The sequence below is a fragment of the Stappia sp. ICDLI1TA098 genome, from assembly GCF_054880955.1.
In genome coordinates, this window is the sequence record NZ_JBTZBT010000001.1 from 1,202,286 (window position 1) to 1,221,554 (window position 19,269).

The 19,269-nt window shown below is 65.3% G+C and carries 15 protein-coding genes; 7 read left to right on the top strand and 8 right to left on the bottom strand.

What is annotated here, in order from left to right:
- Positions 1–185 precede the first annotated feature (185 nt).
- The 3 genes from ACSLUQ_RS05465 (at position 186) to der (ending at position 3,770) form a co-directional block, all read left to right on the top strand.
- Complete coding sequence (locus tag ACSLUQ_RS05465) at positions 186–863, top strand: tetratricopeptide repeat protein (RefSeq protein ID WP_461807910.1); 678 nt, start codon at positions 186–188, stop codon at positions 861–863.
- Positions 860–2,185: an outer membrane protein assembly factor BamB family protein gene (locus ACSLUQ_RS05470; RefSeq protein WP_417774131.1), complete on the top strand. Its 1,326-nt coding sequence runs from the start codon at positions 860–862 to the stop codon at positions 2,183–2,185. Before ACSLUQ_RS05465 ends, ACSLUQ_RS05470 begins: the two co-directional genes overlap by 4 nt.
- Before the next feature lie 151 nt (positions 2,186–2,336).
- Positions 2,337–3,770, top strand: a complete 1,434-nt coding sequence (der, locus tag ACSLUQ_RS05475; RefSeq protein ID WP_461807911.1) for a ribosome biogenesis GTPase Der — start codon at positions 2,337–2,339, stop codon at positions 3,768–3,770.
- A 209-nt stretch (positions 3,771–3,979) separates the two neighbouring features.
- On the opposite strand, the gene ACSLUQ_RS05480 is transcribed toward der, so the two are convergent.
- The 7 genes from ACSLUQ_RS05480 to ACSLUQ_RS05510 form a co-directional block, all read right to left on the bottom strand.
- On the bottom strand, positions 3,980–5,440 hold the full coding sequence (locus ACSLUQ_RS05480; protein WP_461807912.1) for an autotransporter outer membrane beta-barrel domain-containing protein: 1,461 nt from the start codon (positions 5,438–5,440) through the stop codon (positions 3,980–3,982).
- A 372-nt stretch (positions 5,441–5,812) separates the two neighbouring features.
- Positions 5,813–6,556: an SDR family NAD(P)-dependent oxidoreductase gene (locus ACSLUQ_RS05485; protein ID WP_417774128.1), complete on the bottom strand. Its 744-nt coding sequence runs from the start codon at positions 6,554–6,556 to the stop codon at positions 5,813–5,815.
- 24 nt (positions 6,557–6,580) lie between these two features.
- Positions 6,581–8,068 (bottom strand): amidophosphoribosyltransferase, encoded by a 1,488-nt coding sequence (gene purF, locus ACSLUQ_RS05490; protein ID WP_417774194.1) that lies wholly within the window; start codon positions 8,066–8,068, stop codon positions 6,581–6,583.
- A 167-nt stretch (positions 8,069–8,235) separates the two neighbouring features.
- On the bottom strand, positions 8,236–8,886 hold the full coding sequence (locus ACSLUQ_RS05495) for a CvpA family protein (protein ID WP_417774127.1): 651 nt from the start codon (positions 8,884–8,886) through the stop codon (positions 8,236–8,238).
- A gap of 174 nt (positions 8,887–9,060) precedes the next feature.
- A complete protein-coding gene (gene radA, locus ACSLUQ_RS05500; protein WP_417774126.1) occupies positions 9,061–10,452 on the bottom strand; it encodes a DNA repair protein RadA in 1,392 nt (463 codons plus the stop codon).
- Entirely contained in the window at positions 10,452–11,597 is a 1,146-nt protein-coding gene (alr, locus tag ACSLUQ_RS05505; RefSeq protein WP_461807913.1) for an alanine racemase, read from the bottom strand. The genes radA and alr overlap by 1 nt, the downstream gene beginning before the upstream one ends.
- Positions 11,598–11,611: 14 nt before the next feature.
- Positions 11,612–13,084 (bottom strand): replicative DNA helicase, encoded by a 1,473-nt coding sequence (locus ACSLUQ_RS05510; RefSeq protein ID WP_417774124.1) that lies wholly within the window; start codon positions 13,082–13,084, stop codon positions 11,612–11,614.
- A 665-nt stretch (positions 13,085–13,749) separates the two neighbouring features.
- Here ACSLUQ_RS05510 and ugpB point away from each other — a divergent pair.
- From ugpB to ugpC, 4 genes are all read left to right on the top strand, one after another.
- Complete coding sequence (gene ugpB / locus ACSLUQ_RS05515; protein ID WP_417774123.1) at positions 13,750–15,069, top strand: sn-glycerol-3-phosphate ABC transporter substrate-binding protein UgpB; 1,320 nt, start codon at positions 13,750–13,752, stop codon at positions 15,067–15,069.
- A gap of 118 nt (positions 15,070–15,187) precedes the next feature.
- Entirely contained in the window at positions 15,188–16,069 is an 882-nt protein-coding gene (gene ugpA, locus ACSLUQ_RS05520) for a sn-glycerol-3-phosphate ABC transporter permease UgpA (protein WP_417774122.1), read from the top strand.
- Between the two features lie 8 nt (positions 16,070–16,077).
- Entirely contained in the window at positions 16,078–16,914 is an 837-nt protein-coding gene (gene ugpE / locus ACSLUQ_RS05525) for a sn-glycerol-3-phosphate ABC transporter permease UgpE (RefSeq protein ID WP_417774193.1), read from the top strand.
- 6 nt (positions 16,915–16,920) lie between these two features.
- Complete coding sequence (ugpC, locus tag ACSLUQ_RS05530; protein ID WP_417774121.1) at positions 16,921–17,979, top strand: sn-glycerol-3-phosphate ABC transporter ATP-binding protein UgpC; 1,059 nt, start codon at positions 16,921–16,923, stop codon at positions 17,977–17,979.
- 83 nt (positions 17,980–18,062) lie between these two features.
- Here ugpC and ACSLUQ_RS05535 read toward each other — a convergent pair whose 3' ends face one another.
- Positions 18,063–19,184 (bottom strand): M20 family metallopeptidase, encoded by a 1,122-nt coding sequence (locus ACSLUQ_RS05535; protein ID WP_461807914.1) that lies wholly within the window; start codon positions 19,182–19,184, stop codon positions 18,063–18,065.
- Between the last annotated feature and the right edge of the window lie 85 nt (positions 19,185–19,269).

Below are 19,269 nucleotides of genomic sequence, written 5' to 3' on the forward strand. Positions count from 1 at the left end.
CGCCACGAAGGAAGGCGAGGGGAGGATCGCGTGCCGGGCGGTCCGGTTTCGCTTGGCCGGCTGCCTGAAAATAGCTTCCTTGCGAGGCGGAAAGGCCGTTTGCCAGTAAAGAGGCAAATGGATATGGTGGCGCCGCGCGGGCGCAAGGCCTCCACATCACAGTCATCGTCAGGAATTTTCAGCGTATGTCGGACATTTTTCGCGAGGTCGACGAGGAGATCAGGCACGAGCGGTACAAGAAGCTCTGGGACCGTTTCGGAGCTTACCTGATCGCAATCGCCGTTCTCATCGTCGTCGGTACGGCCGCCTATCGTGGCTGGCTGTACTGGCAGGAGCAGGCAGCCCAGCAGGCCGGCGACGTCTTCGTCGAAGCGGTGCGACTCGCCGACGACGGGAAATATGTCGACGCCGAGGCCAAGCTCGCGGAGCTTTCCGACGCAGCTGGCGGCTATCCCGTCCTGGCGCGCATGCGCAACGCGGCGCTGCTCGCGCAGGCTGGCAAGACGGACGAGGCGCTTGCCGCCTATGACGCTTTCGCCGCCGACGGCAAGGCGCCGGCGGCCTTCCGGGAAGTGGCGCGGCTTCGGGCCGGATATCTCGCGCTCGACGCGCAGGACTTCGAGGGCGCACGCAGCCGCCTCGAGCCGCTCGACAAGGAAGACGGCGAGTGGCGGCTTCTGGCGCGCGAGGGACTTGCGCTGGCGTCGTGGAAGGCCGGCGATCTCAAGGCGGCGCGCGACTGGGCGGCTGGCATCATCGAGGCCGAGGGCGCACCCAACGACGTGGTGACGCGTGCCCGTACGCTTATCGAGGTGCTCGATGCCACCGAGGGCGCGCCGAAGAAAGAGGCCGATTCGCAATGACGGTATCCACCTTCAAGTGGGCGGCGCTGCTCGCCGGGTCACTGGCGCTCGCAGGCTGCGAGACGGTGTCCGATCTCAATCCCTTCTCCAAGGACACGGTCCTGCCGGGTGAGCGCGAGGCGCTGTTTGACAGCACCGACGCGGCTCGCGAGGCGTCCAGCGGGACGGCATCCATCGGTTCCGCATCGAGCGTGACCTGGACCCAGGGCGCGGGCAACGCCGCCAACGATCCGGGCAACGTGGCGGCCTCCATCACTGGCGGCCGGGCCTGGCGGGCTTCGGTCGGCGGCAGCGGCGGGGGCATGTTCTCCGGTTCGGTGCGCATCGCTGCGCGTCCGGTCACGGACGGCAGCCGCATTTTCATCTACAGCCAGAACGGCGACGTGACGGCGCTTTCCTCCAGCGGCGGACGCCTGTGGCGCCGCTCGCTGCGGCCGGAGGGCGAAAACGACGTCGCATCCGGCGGCGGCGTTGCCGTCGACAACGGCCGTGTTTATGCCGCCACCGGCTATGGCCAGCTTGCCGCTCTCGATGCGGCCAGCGGCGCGGTCTTGTGGAGCAAGGATATCTCGGCGCCCGCGCGTCAGGCCCCGGCAGCCTCCGGCGGCACGGTGTTTGCGGTGACCCAGACCGGCGAGGTGCATGCGCTTGCCCAGGCCGATGGTGAGGAACGCTGGGTCTATGCCGGCATCGCCGAGAGCGCGGGCCTGCTCGCGTTCGCCAATCCGGCCATCGCTGGTGGAACCGTCGTGGTTCCCTTCACCTCCGGCGAGGTGATGGCGCTCGACATCAAGTCCGGCGAGCCGAAGTGGATCGAAGGCGTGACGCGTTCCTATCGCACCCGCGCCGTGTCGGGCCTCAGCGACGTGTCGGCAAGCCCCGTCATCTCTGGCGATACGGTCTATGCCTCGGGCATTTCCGGCCGCCTGGTTGCCTCCAGGCTCAAGACCGGCGAACGCCTGTGGGAGCAGGACGTCGGCTCGCAGCACACGCCGATCGTCTCCGGCAATGCAATCTTCCTGATCGACATCGAGAGCCGTCTGGTCGCGATCAATCGGAAGACCGGCGAGCCGCTGTGGCGCACGGTTCTGCCGAATGTGGAAGGCCGTAAGAAGAGCCGTATCAACTGGGCCGGGCCGGTTCTCGCCAATGGCGTCCTGGTCGCGGCCTCGAGCGACGGGCGACTGGCGCGCGTCGATGCGGCTTCGGGCCGGCTTCTCGGGTCGGCCGAGACGTCGGAGGATGTCTATGTGACGCCGATTATCGCCGGTGGGCGGATGGTCGTCATCACGTCCAAGGGCGACGTCGTCGCCTTCAACTGATCGCGTGTCGCCCGGCTTCCGGCCGGGGCGCACCGCCGAACACCCGCATCCCGCGTCGGGCCGGAGCCTGGCGCGGGATGACGTCTTTCTTGCCTGATGTTGCGAAGGTGCTAATGCTTTCGGACATTCGCGTTTTTGGATACTTGATACCGTGACAGCTACCATCGCCATTATCGGACGACCGAACGTCGGCAAGTCCACGCTCTTCAACCGCCTCGTCGGCAAGCGGTTGGCGCTTGTCGACGACACGCCGGGCGTGACGCGCGACCGGCGTGCGGGGGAAGCGCGCCTCGGCGACCTGCGCTTCACCATCCTCGACACCGCCGGACTTGAGGAGGCGGACGCCCGCTCGCTCGAGGGACGGATGCGCGCGCAGACCGACGAGGCCATCCGGGATGCCGACGCGGTTCTGTTCGTCATCGACGCGCGCGCCGGACTTACCCCGAGCGACAAGCATTTCGCCAACATCCTGCGGCGCAGCGACACGCCGGTGATCCTCATCGCCAACAAGGCGGAGGGACGTGCTGGCGAAGGCGGGCTCTACGAGGCCTTCGGCCTCGGCTTCGGCGATCCGATCGCCATGTCGGCGGAGCACGGCGAGGGACTTTCCGATCTCTATGACGCCTTGCTGCCCATCGTGGAGGCGTCCGAGGAAGAGATCCACGCAGGCGCGGAGGCGGTTGCCAATGTGGATGTCGCGGTCGAGGACGAGGACGACGAGGAGGTCAAGGGCCCGGAGGCTGGCAGCATCGGCCGACCGCTGCGCGTCGCCGTCGTCGGCCGGCCGAATGCGGGCAAGTCGACGCTGATCAACCGCATGCTTGGCGAGGACCGTCTGCTAACGGGGCCGGAAGCGGGTATCACGCGCGATTCCATCTCCGTCGAGTGGGTGTGGCAGGACAAGCATGTGAAGCTCTTCGACACCGCCGGCATTCGCCGCAAGGCGCGTGTCCAGGAGAAGCTCGAGAAGCTTTCCGTCGCCGACGCGTTGCGGGCGATCAAGTTCGCCGAAGTGGTGATCGTCACGCTTGACGCGACGATCCCCTTCGAGAAGCAGGACCTGCAGATCATTGATCTTGTCGCCCGCGAGGGGCGCGCGGTCGTCATCGCCATCAACAAGTGGGACCTGATCGAGGACCGCGACGAGTCCATGCAGGTGATTTCTGACGCCAACGAACGCTATCTCAACCAGATCCGCGGCGTGCCGATCATCACAATGTCCGGACTGCACGGGCGGGGTATCGACAAGCTGATGAAGGCGGCGTTCCAGGCGAACGAGATGTGGAACCGGCGCATCTCGACATCACGCCTCAACCGCTGGCTCGATGGTGTGATCACCCATCATCCGCCTCCCGCCGTTTCCGGTCGGCGCATCAAGCTGCGCTACCTCACCCAGGTGAAGGCGCGTCCGCCGCATTTCGTCGTGTTCTGTTCGCGTCACGAGGCGCTTCCGGAGAGCTATACCCGCTATCTGGTCAATGGCCTGCGCGAGTACTTCAGCATGCCCGGAACGCCGATCCGGCTGAGCTACCGAAAGGGCGAAAACCCTTATGCGGAGAAGGCGCGCAAGCGCAAGATCCAGTAATCGGGGTCACGCCGGAACCGGCACAAGAGAAACGGACAGGAAGGGCGCCGCGTCAGATGACGGGCGCCCTTTTCTCGTCTTGCGCGAGGCCTTTTGTGTCATGTGCGGTTGAGGGACGGCACGACCCGCCGCGCAGGGGCGTGTGACACCGAAAAGAAAAGGGGCCGGCATTGCTGCCAGCCCCTTGTCATCTTCCGATTTCGTCCTGCTTAGAAAGGAACACTCAGACGGCCCGAAGCGGACCAGATCTGTGTGTCCTGGCCAAGGCCTCCGACTTCTCCGCCAAGCGAGACGGCGATGCCGCGCGAGGTCGAGAGCGCGAAGCCGGCGCCGGTGCGCGCGGACAGGCCGTCCTCGGCGCCCGTGTCCGGCGTGCCGGCCAGGCCGTCGTCGGAGAAGCGCCAGTCGCCGTAAAGGTCGACATAGGGCGTGATGCTCATGCCGTCCGAGAACGCGTAGGCGCGGCTCACGCGGCCACCGAGCGAGGCGCGGCCGACATAGGAGTTGACCGAGGCATGGGCGGCGCCAAGGCTGTCCGTGTAGGCATCCTGGTCCTCCCACAGGACGTAGAGCTTCGCCGAGGGGGCGAGCACCACGTCACCGAATCTGTGGTTGCCCGTCAGGCCGCCGGAGACGATCCAGCGCGAGGCATCGAACGAGCCGGTCGCGGTGCCGGCGGTCGCATCGTAGTTCAGCCCGCTCCAGCCGACCATGCCGTCGAGCCGCAGCGCCGGCAGCATCCGCCAGCCCGCATAGGCGCCGACCGTGCCGCCGGTGCCCTTGAGCTTGCCGGCCAGGGTGTTGAAGTCGTAGTCGAACGTCTCCGCGCCGGCGAAGGCGCCCAGCACCAGGTCTGGCGTGATCTTGTAGCCAAGGCCGAGGGTGGCGTTGACGTGGCTACCGTCGATGCTGTTGGTCAGCCAGCTGCCGCGAACGTTGGCCCACAGGTTGATCCGCTGCTCCTCGGCCGGCAGTTGCATGCCATCATCGGCGAAGCCGAGCGCCGCGAAGGCGCCACGGGCGCGGGCCGCGGCGTCGCGGCGCGGCTGGGAGGCGGCGAAGTTGAGCGTGATGCCGTTCGGTCCGACGGAGAAGGGCGTCGCACCGCCGAAGGCAGCCGCGGTGCCTGCGGAGGCAGCTTCCGTGATCGCCGCACCCGAGGTGCTGGCGGCCATGCGCGAACCGTTGGCCTGCACCGAGGTCAGCTTGTCGCTGTCACCGGTGCCAGCGGGCTGCGGCCCGGGCGCGCAGCTCGCGGTCACGGTGATGTTTCGCGTCACCGGCGCCAAGGACTGCACGCGCACGACTTCCGTGAGCGTGGTGTCGTCCGTGCCGGTCACCGTGTAGGAACGTGTGCCGCTGGTATTGCTGGTGCTCACGAGTAGCTGGCTCTTCTCATCCGTGATCCACCACTGGTCGGAACCCGGGTCGGTGATGGTGATGTTGAAGGTCAGTTCGTCACCCGCCACAAAGCCGCTCTGTTCGTGAAAACTGGACTGCTGTGCGGGGCTCGCACTGAGATTGAACGCCCCGCCATTGACCGCGGTGCAGCCCGGCGAGGAGTAGCCGGGAAACGGTGCCGCTCCAGCAGAGGTCGAAGAGAGGGCGAAGCCGGCGCAGGCGACGGTCGCGAGTGCGATGGATCCGAAAAAGTGACGGCTCGAAATCATGAAAGGCGTCCTGATCAAAAATACGGAGGGCAACGGTTCACGTCTTCGCGCGCGCGGCGCGCCACAAAGAGAACGCTATACGTTCTCTCGGGTTGACCGTATTGGCAAAAATAGCGGAGGCAGGAAAATGTCACGGTTCGTGGCAGAAACGACACAAGCTTAAGCAGCGGCCGCCTGTTGCGGGGACGGAGAGGCCGTGTTGGGTGCGGGGCGTCATGCCGCTTTGCTGCCTGGCGACCTTCGCAAGGCGAAGTCGATCTGGCGCAACAGCAAGGGAGGGCGCGTGGGCGCGGTGACGCCCTTGGTGCAAGGGGGATTCGCACCGAAGGGGAGACAGGCGAGGGCGTGCGGCGGCGCACGCCCTCTGCAAGCTCAGGATGCGACCTGAACGAAGTCGCGAATTTCCCTGGAGGGGAAATCGAAGAGCTGTCCGTTGGCAGTGTTCTCCGGGGACGCCAGGTCGACCAGGAAGGGAGCGATCTCGGAAGGGTGGGGAAGCGTCTGCGGATCCTCGCCGGGCATTGCCTGCGCGCGCATGGCAGTACGCATCGGACCCGGATTGACCAGCATGCCCGTGATCGGGGTCTGCATGGTTTCGGCCACATAGGTGCGCACCAGAGCCTCGACCGCGGCCTTGGAGACCGAGTAGGGGCCCCAATAGGCCTTGCACTTGTGCGCGGCGCCCGAGGACAGAAACACCACACGACCGGCGTCGGACTGGCGCAGCAGTGGATCGAGCGAGCGAATCAGGCGCCAGTTCGCCGTGACGTTGATCGCCATGACCTGGTCCCAGGTCTTGGGTTCGACATGTCCGAGCGGCGACAGTCCGCCAAGGATACCGGCGTTGCCGATCAGCACGTCGAGCTTCTTCCAGCGCTCGTAGATCGCAGCACCCAGACGGTCGATGGCGTCGTAGTCGGAGAGATCCACGGGAACGAGCGTCGCCTGACCGCCGACAGCGCGGATCTCGTCGTCGAGCTCCTCAAGTCCGCCGACGGTGCGCGCGAGCGCCACCACATGCGCGCCCTCGGCCGCGAGAGCCTTGGCCGTGAAGTAGCCGATACCGCGCGAGGCGCCGGTGACAACGGCGACCCGTCCTTCGAAACGCTTGGTCATGCCCTGATTATCCCAATTCCCTGATCAGCCGACCTCGACGAGGCGCGGCAGGTGCGAGACGTCGCCGTCCTCGGCCATGTCTGTCAGCGGCGTCGGATAGTCGCCGGTGAAGCAATGGTCGGTGAACTGCGGCTGCTCGTCGTTGCGGCCCTCGTAGCCGATCGCCTTGTAGATGCCGTCGACTGACAGGAAGGCGAGGGTGTCCGCTCCAATGTAGTTGCGCATTTCCTCGAGGCTGTATTTTGCCGCCAGCAGCTTCTCGCGCACCGGCGTATCGATACCGTAATAGTCGGAGAAGCGGATCGGCGGCGAAGCGAGGCGGAAGTGCACCTCGCGCGCGCCCGCATCGCGGATCATCTGCACAATCTTCACCGACGTGGTGCCGCGCACGAGGCTGTCGTCGATAAGCACGACGCGCTTGCCCTCGATCTGGGCGCGGTTGGCCGAGTGCTTCAGCTTGACGCCGAGCGTGCGGATCTGCTGGGTCGGCTCGATGAAGGTGCGGCCCACATAGTGGTTGCGGATGATGCCGAGCTCGAAGGGGACGCCGGATTCGTCGGCGTAGCCGAGCGCCGCGGGAACGCCGGAGTCGGGAACGGGAACCACGACATCGGCCTCGACCTGGGTCTCGAGGGCGAGCTGGCGCCCGAACTCCTTGCGCACGTTGTAGACACTGCGCCCGCCGAGGATCGAATCCGGGCGGGAGAAGTAGACGTATTCAAAGATGCAGGGGCGGGCCGGACGGCGGCCAAACGGGAAGTGGCTCTCGATGCCGCCGGGGGTGCAGACCACCACCTCGCCGTTCTCGACCTCACGGATGAACTTGGCGCCGATGATGTCGAGCGCGCAGGTCTCGGAGGCAAAGATCGGCGCGCCGTTGAGGTCGCCGAGCACCAGCGGGCGGATGCCGAAGGGATCGCGCGCGCCGATGAGCTTCTTGCTGGTCAGCGCCACCAGCGAGAACGCCCCTTCCATCTGGGTGATCGCCTCGATGAAGCGGTCGACGATCTTGCTCTTGCGCGAGCGGGCGACGAGCTGGAGCACCACCTCGGAATCCGAGGTGGACTGACAGATCGCGCCGTCCTTGATCAGCTTCTTGCGAAGCGTCATGGCGTTGGTGAAATGGCCGTTGTGGCAGACCGCGAAGCCGCCGCCGTCGAGTTCGGCGAACAGCGGCTGAACATTGCGCAGGATCGTTTCGCCCGAGGTCGAGTAGCGCACATGGCCGATGGCGTAGGGGCCGATCAGCTTGCCGATGGTCTCGGCGTCGGAGAAATGGTCCCCGACGAGGCCGAGGTGGCGCTCGGAGCGGAACTGGTTGCCGTCGAAGGTGACGATGCCGGCGGCTTCCTGGCCGCGGTGCTGAAGCGCATGCAGACCGAGCGCGGTGATCGCCGCGGCGTCGTCATGTCCGAGAATGCCGAAAACGCCGCACTCCTCGCGCAGCGTGTCGCCGTCGAGTTCCTCGCGCGAGAAATCGATGGAAACGTTGGGACGGGGATTTGCGTGCATAGTCACAGCGTCGGCCATTGCCTTGCTCCTGATTGCCGGACGGGCGGGAGTACCCGTGGCAAATCGCGTTCGCGACCGGATCCCGGGGGCGGTCCGGTTCGCTCGTTTCCGAAACGCAAGCGCGCCCTTGGCCCCGCGCGCGCGTCCGGGTCTGCCGCCTGGGCGGTTCAGTTGGCGTTGGAGCCGGAGGTGATCAGCTGATCGAGCCCCTGGCTCTCGCGATTGGTGTAACCCTTGTCCTCGCCGGTGGCCGGCGCATCGGAATTGCCCGGAGCCGTGGAGGCGGGCTGTCCGCCTTGTTCGCGTGCCTTGCGGATCTGGTCAAGCAGCGCGGCTTCCGGATTTTCCGGCAGGGCGGCGATCAGCTTGTCGCCCACTGCCTCGAGCATCGGCTTCGACTTGGCGTTGGCGATCCACTGCGGCTGCTCCTGCGCGGGAACGAACCAGTTGAAGAAGAGCATGGCCACGACCACCAGCAGCATGCCGCGCAGGGCGCCGAAGACGAAGCCGAGGGTGCGGTCGAGCGCGCCGATGCGGCTGTCCAGCACGAAGTCGGAAATGCGCATGGTGATGTAGCTGACGATGATCAGCGTCACCAGGAACACGCCGGCGACCGAAACGCCGAGGGCGACCTTCTCGTTGCTGATATAGGACTGCACGAAGGGCAGGGCCTGATCATAGAGAAAGAAGGCGGCCACCGCCGCTGCCACCCAGGACGCGATGGACAGGACCTCGCGGACAAACCCGCGGATCATGGCCAGAACGGCCGACAGAAGCATGATGACGAGAAGGATTCCGTCGAGAAGCGTGATCGGCATTGCTCGGCTTGGTCCCTGAGCGACGTGGTCGATCCACTTTCATCCGCGTGGATCTGATGCGGTGTCGTTGTCCTGCCGGGGCTGAACCGGCCGGAGATCATACCCGATCCGTCCTCAGCCGGGTCAGGAAATCGGCCCCCTCGCGGGGGCGTCGATGTCGGGGCGTGCCCCGTTTCATGTTTCCTGCGCGGCCGATCCGGCGGCGATGCGCGCCACGAGATCGGAGAGTTCGCTCAAGCCCGTCACCAGACCGGCATCGCCCTTGCCGTCGCCCGCATTGGCTTCCGGTACGAAAGCAGAGGTAAACCCGAGCTTCTGGGCTTCCTTGAGGCGGCTTGGTGCTTGCGAGACCGCCCTGACCGCACCCGAGAGCCCGACTTCGCCGAAATAGACGCAATCGGCTGCAAGGGCAACCCCGCTCAACGAGGATATCAGGGCTGCGGCTACCGCAAGGTCGGCTCCGGTCTCGGTGACGCGGATGCCGCCGGCAATGTTCAGGTAGACGTCGTTCTGCGAGAAGCGCACGCCGCAGCGGGCTTCGAGCACCGCCAGGATCATAGACAGGCGGGCGCTGTCCCAGCCGATGACGGCGCGGCGCGGGGTGCCCAGCGGCGAGGGCGCGACCAGCGCCTGGATCTCGATCAGCAGCGGACGGGTGCCCTCGATGCCGGCGAAGACGGCGGAGCCCGGCGTGCGGCCGTTGCGCTCTCCAAGAAAGAGGGCCGATGGATTGGCGACTTCCGACAGACCCTTGTCGGTCATCTCGAAGACACCGATCTCGTCGGTGGCGCCGAAGCGGTTCTTGACCGAGCGCAGGATGCGGTACTGGTGCGCGCCGTCGCCCTCGAAATAGAGCACGGCGTCGACCATGTGCTCGACCACGCGCGGCCCGGCGATCTGACCGTCCTTGGTGACATGGCCGACGAGAATGACCGTCGCGCCGCTGGACTTGGCGTAGCGCACCAGCGCCTGGGCGGCGGCGCGCACCTGGGTGACGGTGCCCGGCGTCGAATCCACCGTTTCCGTCCACAGGGTCTGGATCGAATCGATGATGACCAGTGCCGGCGGAGGTCCGGCCGAAAGCGTTGCGAGAATGTCCTCGACGCTGGTTTCTGCGGCAAGGCCCACGGGCGCGTCGGCAAGGCCGAGGCGCGCGGCGCGCAGGCGCACCTGGTCGATGGCTTCCTCGCCGGAGATATAGACGGCCTTGTGGCCCAGCCGGGCGACGCGGGCGGCGGCCTGGATCAGCAGCGTCGACTTGCCGATGCCCGGATCGCCGCCAACCAGAAGCGCCGATCCCCGGACGAAGCCGCCACCGGTCACGCGATCAAGTTCGCCGACCTTGGTGATGATGCGCGCCGGCACCTCGCTTTCGCCGGTCAGGCCGACAAGGGGGACCACGCGGCCGCGCTTGCGCGAGATGGCGTTCGGCGATCCGCCGACGCCCGCGCCTTCGCGTTCCTCGACGATGGTGTTCCACTCGCCGCAGGCCTCGCAGCGGCCAGCCCATTTGGAGGTGACCGCGCCGCAGTTCTGGCAGACGAAGGAGGACCCGCGCCGCGCCATCAGCCGGTCTCTTCGGAACCTGCGCCGACATAGCGGCGGGCGTAGCGGTGGCCGAGGCCGGTGAGAAACTCGTAAGGGATCGTTCCCGCGCGCTCCGCCGTATCGTCTACCGGCAGGTTCGCGCCGAAGAGTTCGACGAAATCGCCTCGGGCAAGCTCCTGTTCTCCCAGCGCCGAGGCGTCGATGCCGAGCATGTCCATCGAGACGCGACCAATGACCGGGAGACGCTTGCCGCCGGCGAAGACCTCCGCGCCCGGCCTGTCGTCGGTCGAGCCCGAGGAGCGCAGATAACCGTCCGCATAGCCGGAGGCGATCATGGCGACACGGGTATCGGCGGTCGCGGTGTAGGTCGCGCCATAGCCGATTGTCTCGCCCTTGCGCAGCAGATGCGTCTGGAGAACCCGCGCCTCAAGGGTGACGACCGTCGCCAGACGGCTTTGCGCGCTCTCCGCCGCGCGTGCGCCATAGAGCGCGATGCCGGGGCGGGCGAGTTCGAAGTGGTAGTCCGGGCCGAGGAAGACGCCGGCGGAATTGGCGAGCGAGCGGCGCGCGCCGGGAAACAGCGCCGACAGCTCAAGGAAACGCTGCCGCTGGAGCGCGCTCATCGGATTGGCGGGCGTGTCCGCGCAGGCGAGATGCGACATCACCATGGCGGGCCGGAAGGGCGATCCGGTCAGTGTTCCATCGGCGGCGGCATGCGCCTCCTCGCGCGACAGGCCGAGACGGCTGATGCCGGTATCGACATGAAGGGCGGCCTCGAGCGGGGCAAGCGCTTCACTTGCAAAGCCTGCCCATTCGCGCAGTTCCTCGGCGGATCCGAGCACCGGGCGCAGGCCGTGCGCGGCGTAGAAGGCGCTGGCTCCCGGGTAGAGACCGTTCAGGATGTAAAGCGTCGCGTCGGGCAGAAGGCGACGCGCCTCCTGGCCTTCCTGCGGCGTGGCAACAAAGAACGTGCGCGCGCCGGCCCGCCAGAGAGCCTGCAACCCCTTGTCGACGCCAATGCCATAGCAATCGGCCTTCACCGCGGCGCCGCATTCGGTGGCGGGGCCGGTGAGGGCTGCGAGCGCCCGCCAGTTCTCGCCGAGCGCGGCAAGGTCGATGGTGATGCGACCGTTGTCTCCGGCCTGTGTGAGGTCTGTGGTCATCCGGGGCTTGTCGTTCAATGCGGTTCCGGGAGCCGGTCGGCCTCGGCCAGATCGGAGAAGCGGGTGAATTCGCCCTGGAAGTGCAGGTGGGCGGTGCCGGTGGGACCGTGACGCTGCTTGGCGATGATCACCTCGGCGCGATTGCGGGCGCGGTCGAGCTTCTCCATGTCTTCCGGCGTTGCTTCCTGGCCAATGGCCTTGGCGAGGTAATATTCCTCACGATACACGAAGAGCACCACGTCGGCGTCCTGCTCGATGGAGCCGGATTCGCGAAGGTCGGAGAGGATCGGACGCTTGTCGTCGCGCGATTCGACCTGACGCGAGAGCTGTGACAGGGCGATGATCGGGACGTTCAGCTCCTTGGCCAGCGCCTTGAGACCCGTGGTGATCTCGGTGATCTCCTGGACGCGGTTTCCCGAGTTCTTGGATGAGCCGCTGAGAAGCTGGATATAGTCGACGATCAGCAGGTCGAGGCCGCGCTGTCGCTTCAGTCGCCGGGCACGGGCCGAAAGCTGGGCGATGGAGATACCACCCGTCTGGTCGACGTGAAGCGGCACGCTTTGCATCGTCTGCGAGGCGGCGACCAGCTTTTCGAAGTCATGCTCGTGGATGTCGCCGCGGCGGATCTTCGAGGAGGAAATCTCCGTCTGCTCGGAAATGATACGGGTTGCCAGCTGTTCGGCCGACATTTCCAGCGAGAAAAAGCCGACGATGCCGCCATTGATCGTCTTGATCGTGCCGTCGGGCTGTTCCTCCGCCATATAGGCTTCGGCGACATTATAGGCGATGTTGGTTGCAAGCGAGGTCTTGCCCATGGCAGGCCGGCCGGCGAGCACGATCAGGTCCGAATGCTGAAGTCCGCCCATGAGCCCGTCGAGCGCGCGCATGCCGGTGGCAAGTCCGGAGAGCGCGCCTTCGCGCTGGTAGGCGGCCGCGGCCATCTCGATGGTCGCCGTCAGGGCGTCGCCGAACGAGACGAAGCCCGCGTCGGAGCGGCCTTTCTCGGCAAGCTCGAACAGGCGCCGCTCGGCATCGTCGATCTGCGCGCCCGGCGGCATGTCGATCGGCGCGTCATAGGCGATGTTGACCATGTCCTCGCCAATGCGGATCAGGTTCCGCCGGGTCGCAAGGTCATAGATTGCCCGGCCGTAGTCCTCCGCGTTGATGATCGAGGTGGCGTCGGCGGCCAGGCGCAGCACATATTGAGCGGCCGGAATGTCGGCGATCTTCGCGTCGTGAGGAAAGAATGTCTTCAGCGTCACCGGCGAGGCGACCTTGCCGGCACGGATCAACTGCCCGGCCTTCTCGTAGACATCCCGGTGCGGCGCGATGAAAAAATGCGCCGGCTCCAGGAAATCGGACACGCGGTAGTAGGTCTCGTTGTTGACGATGATCGCGCCGAGAAGTTGGCGCTCCGCCTCCGCGTTATGCGGCGACACGCGCATCGTCGCGGCGTTCACATCGTTCGCCGGTGCCGTTGCCTTCATCTCGCTTCCCCGTTGATCTCCTCTGTCCTAACCGAGGCGCTGCGGCGAGGGAAGGGGCGATCCGGAACGCGTCGTCAGGCGCTGGGTAAGGGGGAAAAGCCGACATATCCACTTGACTCCGCGCGCCGCTTGACGGGGCCCGCACTGTCCGCTTGCGGAACGTCGCCGGTGTCGGTGTTTGTTGCCGCGTGAAAGAGTTTCTCTTCAGGAGGCGGACGTCTTCGCCTGCTCGGCAGGGCATCGCAATACGGGAGCGCCAAGCCGAGGCGCAACTGTCGCGGAACGTTCATGTGAGCGACATTTCGCATTCATATGAAAACGTTACCTAGCCTGCCAGGTGCCGCCTTCGCGGTGCGGGAAGCCGGCGGCGGCCGGTGTTTCCGTATCCATGGGGAGCGGCGTCGAGCTGGCGAGGCCGCAAAGACCGGCTCGCACATTCGCGGCGATTTGACGGTTCGGCTTTGTACTGCGGAAGCGCATCCGGGGAATGGCATTTCCCCCTGTACACAACCGGCTAAAAATCGTCATATAGGGTTCATGTGAGCGAATTTTCGCGTTCATATGAAAACGATACGAAATGCGGATGTTTCCATCTGCCGGCAGATCGTCCGGATCCGGCAGGAGGCATCCAAAGAACGGGACCAACCCGTTTCAGGGAGAAAACAATGGCATATCGCAAGACTCTTGCGGCTCTCGCGGCCGCGACCTTCCTCGCAGGCAGCGCTTCGAGCGCTCTTGCCGCGACCGAGATCCAGTTCTGGCACGCTTTCACCGGCCGCCTCGGCGAGCTGCTCAACGAGCAGGTCGAGAAGTTCAACGCCTCGCAGGAAGACTACGTCGTCGTTCCCTCCTTCAAGGGCAATTACTCCGAGACGCTGAACGCCGGCATCGCCGCCTTCCGCGCTGGGGAGCAGCCGCACATTCTTCAGGTCTTCGAGGTCGGCACCGCGACGATGATGTCGGCCAAGGGCGCGATCAAGCCTGTCTATGAGCTGATGGCCGAGACCAAGAGCGATTTCGATCCCGACGCCTATCTCGCAGCGGTTTCCGGCTACTATACGAACACCGATGGGCAGATGCTTTCGCTGCCCTACAACTCCTCCACGCCGGTTCTGTACGTGAACCGCGACGCCCTGTCGGCGGCCGGTCTCGATCCGGACATGGACCTGTCGACCTGGGGCAAGGTCGAGGAGGCGCTCGATGCGCTCAAGGCGTCGGGCTCCAGCTGCCCGCTGACCACCGCGTGGCAGAGCTGGGTGCAGCTTGAGAACCTCTCCGCCTACCACAATGTACCCTTCGCTTCGCAGGAGAACGGCTTTGCCGGCTTCGACGCCAAGCTCGAGTTCAACGGCCCGGTGCAGGTTGCGCATATCGGCAAGATGGGTGAGTGGGCCAAGAACGGCCAGTTTGTCTACTCCGGTCGCCGCAACGAGGGCGGCGCGCGCTTCCGCTCCGGCGAATGCGCCATGTTCACCGAATCCTCGGCCGGTTACGCCGGTGTGAAGTCCGAAGCAGAGTTCGCTTTTGACATTCGCCCGCTTCCCTATTGGGACAACGTCGAGGGCGCTCCGCAGAACACCATCATCGGCGGCGCCTCGCTGTGGGTCATGTCCGGCCATGATGCGACCGAGTATCCGGGTGTCGCGCAGTTCCTGAACTTCCTGTCCTCCGCCGACATTCAGGCGAAGTGGCATCAGGATACCGGCTACCTGCCGATCACGATGGCTGCCTACGAGCAGACCAAGGCTGCCGGCTTCTACAAGGAGAACCCGGGCACCGATGTTGCCGTCATCCAGATGACGGGCAAGGCGCCGACGCCGAACTCCAAGGGCATCCGGCTCGGCAACTTCGACCAGATCCGCGGCATCATCGACGAGGAGCTCGAGGCTGTGTGGTCGGGCGACAAGGACGCGCAGGCAGCGCTCGACAACGCGGTGGAGCGTGGCAACAAGCTGCTGCGTCGCTTCGAGCAGGCCAACCGCTGACCTTTTGCACATGAGCGGCGCGGGCATTGCGCCCGCGCCAGTGGCAGGCAGGAAGGTCGGGTAAACCGGCGGCCCTGCCTGTCTCGTTTCCGTTTCAACGCCTGATCGTGAGCCGCCGATGCAAAAGCGCGTCGTCTTCAACGACCGGCTGCTGCCCTACCTGCTGCTCGCGCCGCAGATCGCAGTGACGCTGGTCTTCTTCTTCTGGCCGGCCGGGCAGGCCATCTATCAGTCGGCGTTCATTCCCGACCCCTTCGGCCTCAGCACCCAGTTCGTCGGTTTCGGGAACTTCGAGTTCCTGCTGAGCGATCCCTATTATCTCGCCTCCTTCAAGACGACGGTGATCTTCTCGACGCTGGTGACGCTGCTTTCGATGGGAGCCGCGCTCTGGCTGGCGGTGATGGCGGATCGCGTCATCAAGGGGGCGACGCTCTACAAGTCATTGCTGGTCTGGCCCTATGCGATCGCCCCCGCCGTCGCCGGCGTGCTGTGGCTGTTCATGTTCAACCCGAACGTCGGCCTCGTTGCCTGGTATCTGAACGCGATCGGCTACGACTGGAATCACGTCCTCAACGACGGCGAGGCGATGGGACTTGTGGTGGTCGCCTCGGCCTGGCGGCAGATCAGCTACAACTTCCTGTTCTTCCTGGCCGGGCTTCAGGCGATCCCAAAGAGCGTCATCGAGGCGGCGGCCATCGACGGGGCGAGTTTCTGGCGGCGGTTCTGGACCATCGTCTTCCCGCTTCTTTCGCCGACGACCTTCTTCCTGCTCGTCGTCAACGTCGTCTACGCCTTCTTCGAGACCTTTGGCGTGATCCACACGATCACTGCCGGCGGGCCGCAGCAGGCGACGACGATCCTTGTCTACAAGGTCTATTCGGACGGCTTCGTCGGCCAGGATCTCGGGTCGTCGGCGGCGCAGTCGGTGATCCTGCTGTTCCTGGTCGGAATCCTGACGATCGTCCAGTTCCGGTATGTCGAACGCAAGGTGCACTACTGATGAGCGGCATGGTCGAGAAACGCGGTGTCAGCACCTGGCTCACGCATATTGGGCTTATTGCCGGCATCCTCCTCATCTGCTTCCCGATCTATCTGGCCTTCGTGGCCTCGACGGTGACGCAGCCCGAAATCGCGCGTCCGCCCATGCCGTTGCTGCCGGGCGGGCATTTCTTCGAGAACTACGCAAAGGCGCTGACGCAGGGCGTGAACGCGCCCGTGCTGACAATGCTCTTCAATTCCTTCGTGATGGCGATCGGCATCACCGTCGGCAAGATCTCGATTTCGATCCTGTCGGCCTACGCGATCGTCTATTTCCGCTTCCCGTTCCGGATGGCGTTCTTCTGGCTCATCTTCCTGACGCTGATGTTGCCGGTCGAGGTGCGTATCGTCCCGACCTATGAGGTCGTGGCCGGGTTCGGCATGCTGAACACCTATGGCGGACTGATCCTGCCGCTCATCGCCTCGGCGACGGCAACCTTTCTGTTCCGCCAGTTCTTCATGACCGTACCGGACGAACTGGTCGAGGCGGCGCGTGTCGACGGGGCAGGGCCCATCCGCTTTTTCGTCGACATCCTGGTGCCGATGTCGCGCACGAACATCGCGGCGCTCTTCGTCATCATGTTCCTTTATGGCTGGAACCAATACCTCTGGCCGCTCCTCATCACCACAAAGCCGGAGATGAACACCATCGTCATGGGCATCAAGCAGATGTTCCCCTCCGGTGACGACATTGCGGACTGGCCCGTGATCATGGCGACCACGCTGCTCGCCATGCTGCCGCCGGTCGCTGTCGTCGTGTTCATGCAGAGGCTCTTCGTGAAGGGCCTCGTGGAAAGCGAGAAATAACGAGCCATGGCACAAATCGCCTTTTCCAAAGTCCGCAAGTCCTATGGCCCGATGGAAGTCATTCACGGGGTCGATGCAGAGATCGCCGACGGCGAACTGATCGTCATCGTCGGCCCTTCCGGCTGCGGCAAGTCCACGCTCCTGCGCATGGTCGCGGGACTCGAGACGGTCACCTCCGGCGAGATCCGCATTGGCGATCGCGTCGTCAACGCGCTGGAGCCGCGCGAGCGCGACATCGCGATGGTGTTCCAGAATTACGCGCTCTATCCGCATATGAGCGTCTTCGACAACATGGCCTACGGGCTGAAAATCGCAGGCCTTCCCAAGGCGGAGATAGCCGACCGGGTCGCTACGGCGGCCAAGATGCTGGAGCTGGAGCCCTATCTGGAGCGCAAGCCGCGCGCGCTTTCGGGCGGTCAGCGTCAGCGTGTCGCCATGGGGCGGGCCATCGTGCGCAAGCCGTCGGTGTTCCTGTTCGACGAACCGCTGTCGAACCTCGACGCCAAGCTCAGGGTGCAGATGCGCGTCGAAATCAAGACCTTGCAGGCACGGCTCGGCGTGACCTCGCTCTATGTGACGCACGACCAGGTCGAGGCGATGACCATGGCCGACCGCATCATTGTCATGAACGGTGGTATCGCCGAACAGGTCGGCACGCCGCTTCAGGTCTATCAGAAGCCAGCGAGCGTCTTTGTCGGCAGCTTCATCGGCTCGCCGCCGATGAACTTCCTGTCAGTCGAGCGGCTGCGCGAGAACGGTCTGCTGAAGGCGGTGGCAGAGACGGCGGACCCCTCCAAGGGGGCGGTGACGGTCGGCGTACGGCCCGAGCATCTGGCATTTTGCGGGGAAGCGGATGCGGTGCTCTCGGGCGAGGTCGTGATCGCCGAGGCGCTCGGTGCGGAGACGCTCATTCATCTGCGTCTCGACGACGGCGAGCGGATGATCGCGCGGATCCCGGCGAGTGAGGCCATTCCGGAGAAGGGCGCGCGGCTTCACCTCACCTGCGCGGTCTCGGACCTGCACTATTTCGGCGCTGACGAAAAACGTCTGCCGGACCACGCCTGAGAAAACGGCGCGGGACAAAGAGAAAGGTAGGGGCGGCGCACCGTCCCTGCCTTTTTTCATGCCCGGCGAACGGACCGGAAGGATCAGACGAGCGTTTCCATCAGGCGCTTCAGGAGCTGCATGCGGGGCGCCAGCGTCGACACAAGGATGTGCTCGTTGAGCGTATGCACATCGTCGCCGTCCGGGCCGAGGCCATCCAGCGTTGCGACCTTCTGGGCGATGAAGTTGCCGTCGGAGCCACCGCCCGTCTTCTCTCCGACAAGCTCGAAACCAATTTCCCTGGCCAGCACTTCGGCGCGGTCGAAGAGGTCCTTGCCTGCCGCCGTCTGCTCGAAGGGCGGACGGTTCATACCGCCGGTGACGATCAGTTTCGTGTCGGGCGTCTTCGGCGTCAGGCCGGAGATGCGGGCGACCATTTCGTCCGCGGCGGCCAGGGTCGGCACGCGCAGGTCGATCTCGGCGGAGGCGAACTGCGGCACGACGTTGGTGCCTGTACCGCCGGTGATCTGGCCGACGTTGACGGTGATCTCGCGGTCATAGTCCGTCATTGCCTCCAGCGCGATGATCTGGTGGGCGAGCTCGGTAACCGCGCTGCGGCCCTGCCAATGGCGGGCGCCGGCGTGGGAGGGTCGGCCCTCGACCTTGAGCGTGAAGCGGCCGACGCCCTTGCGGGCGGTGACGATGTGGCCGCCGTTGCGCGCCGGTTCGGTGACGAGCGCGTATTTCGCCCAGTCGCCGATCTTCTCGATCAGCGCGCGTGAGGTCGGGCTGCCGACCTCCTCATCGGAGGTGAAGAGAATGCGTGCGGCGAGCGGCGGTGTCACGCCGGAGGCGGCGATAGCACGCATGGCGGCAAGCCCGTTGTAGGCGCCGCCCTTCATGTCGCAGATGCCGGGGCCGAAGCACTTGTCGCCCTCGATGCGGATCGGCAGATCCTTGTCGATTGTGCCCTTCGGGTGAACGGTGTCGAGGTGGCTGAGGAGCAGCACGCCGGGCTTGGAATGATCGCCCCAGGGCGAGGATACGAGCAGATGATCGCCGTGCCCGTCGACGCCGGGAAAGCGCTCGCAGGTGGCGCCGAAGGCGCGTGCCTGGCTCTCGACCAGATCCATAAGACTGTTCAGTCCGGCGGTGTCCGGCGTGTGTGTTTCGATGCGTACCCAGTCCAGCAAACCGGCAAGCAGCTCCTCTGACGACAGCGTCATATCGATCCTCGTGCGATGTGGAAGAAAAAGCGGGTGGGATGTCAGTGATAGCGCGCCAGGTGGCGGCGCGCGAGGGGCAATTGCC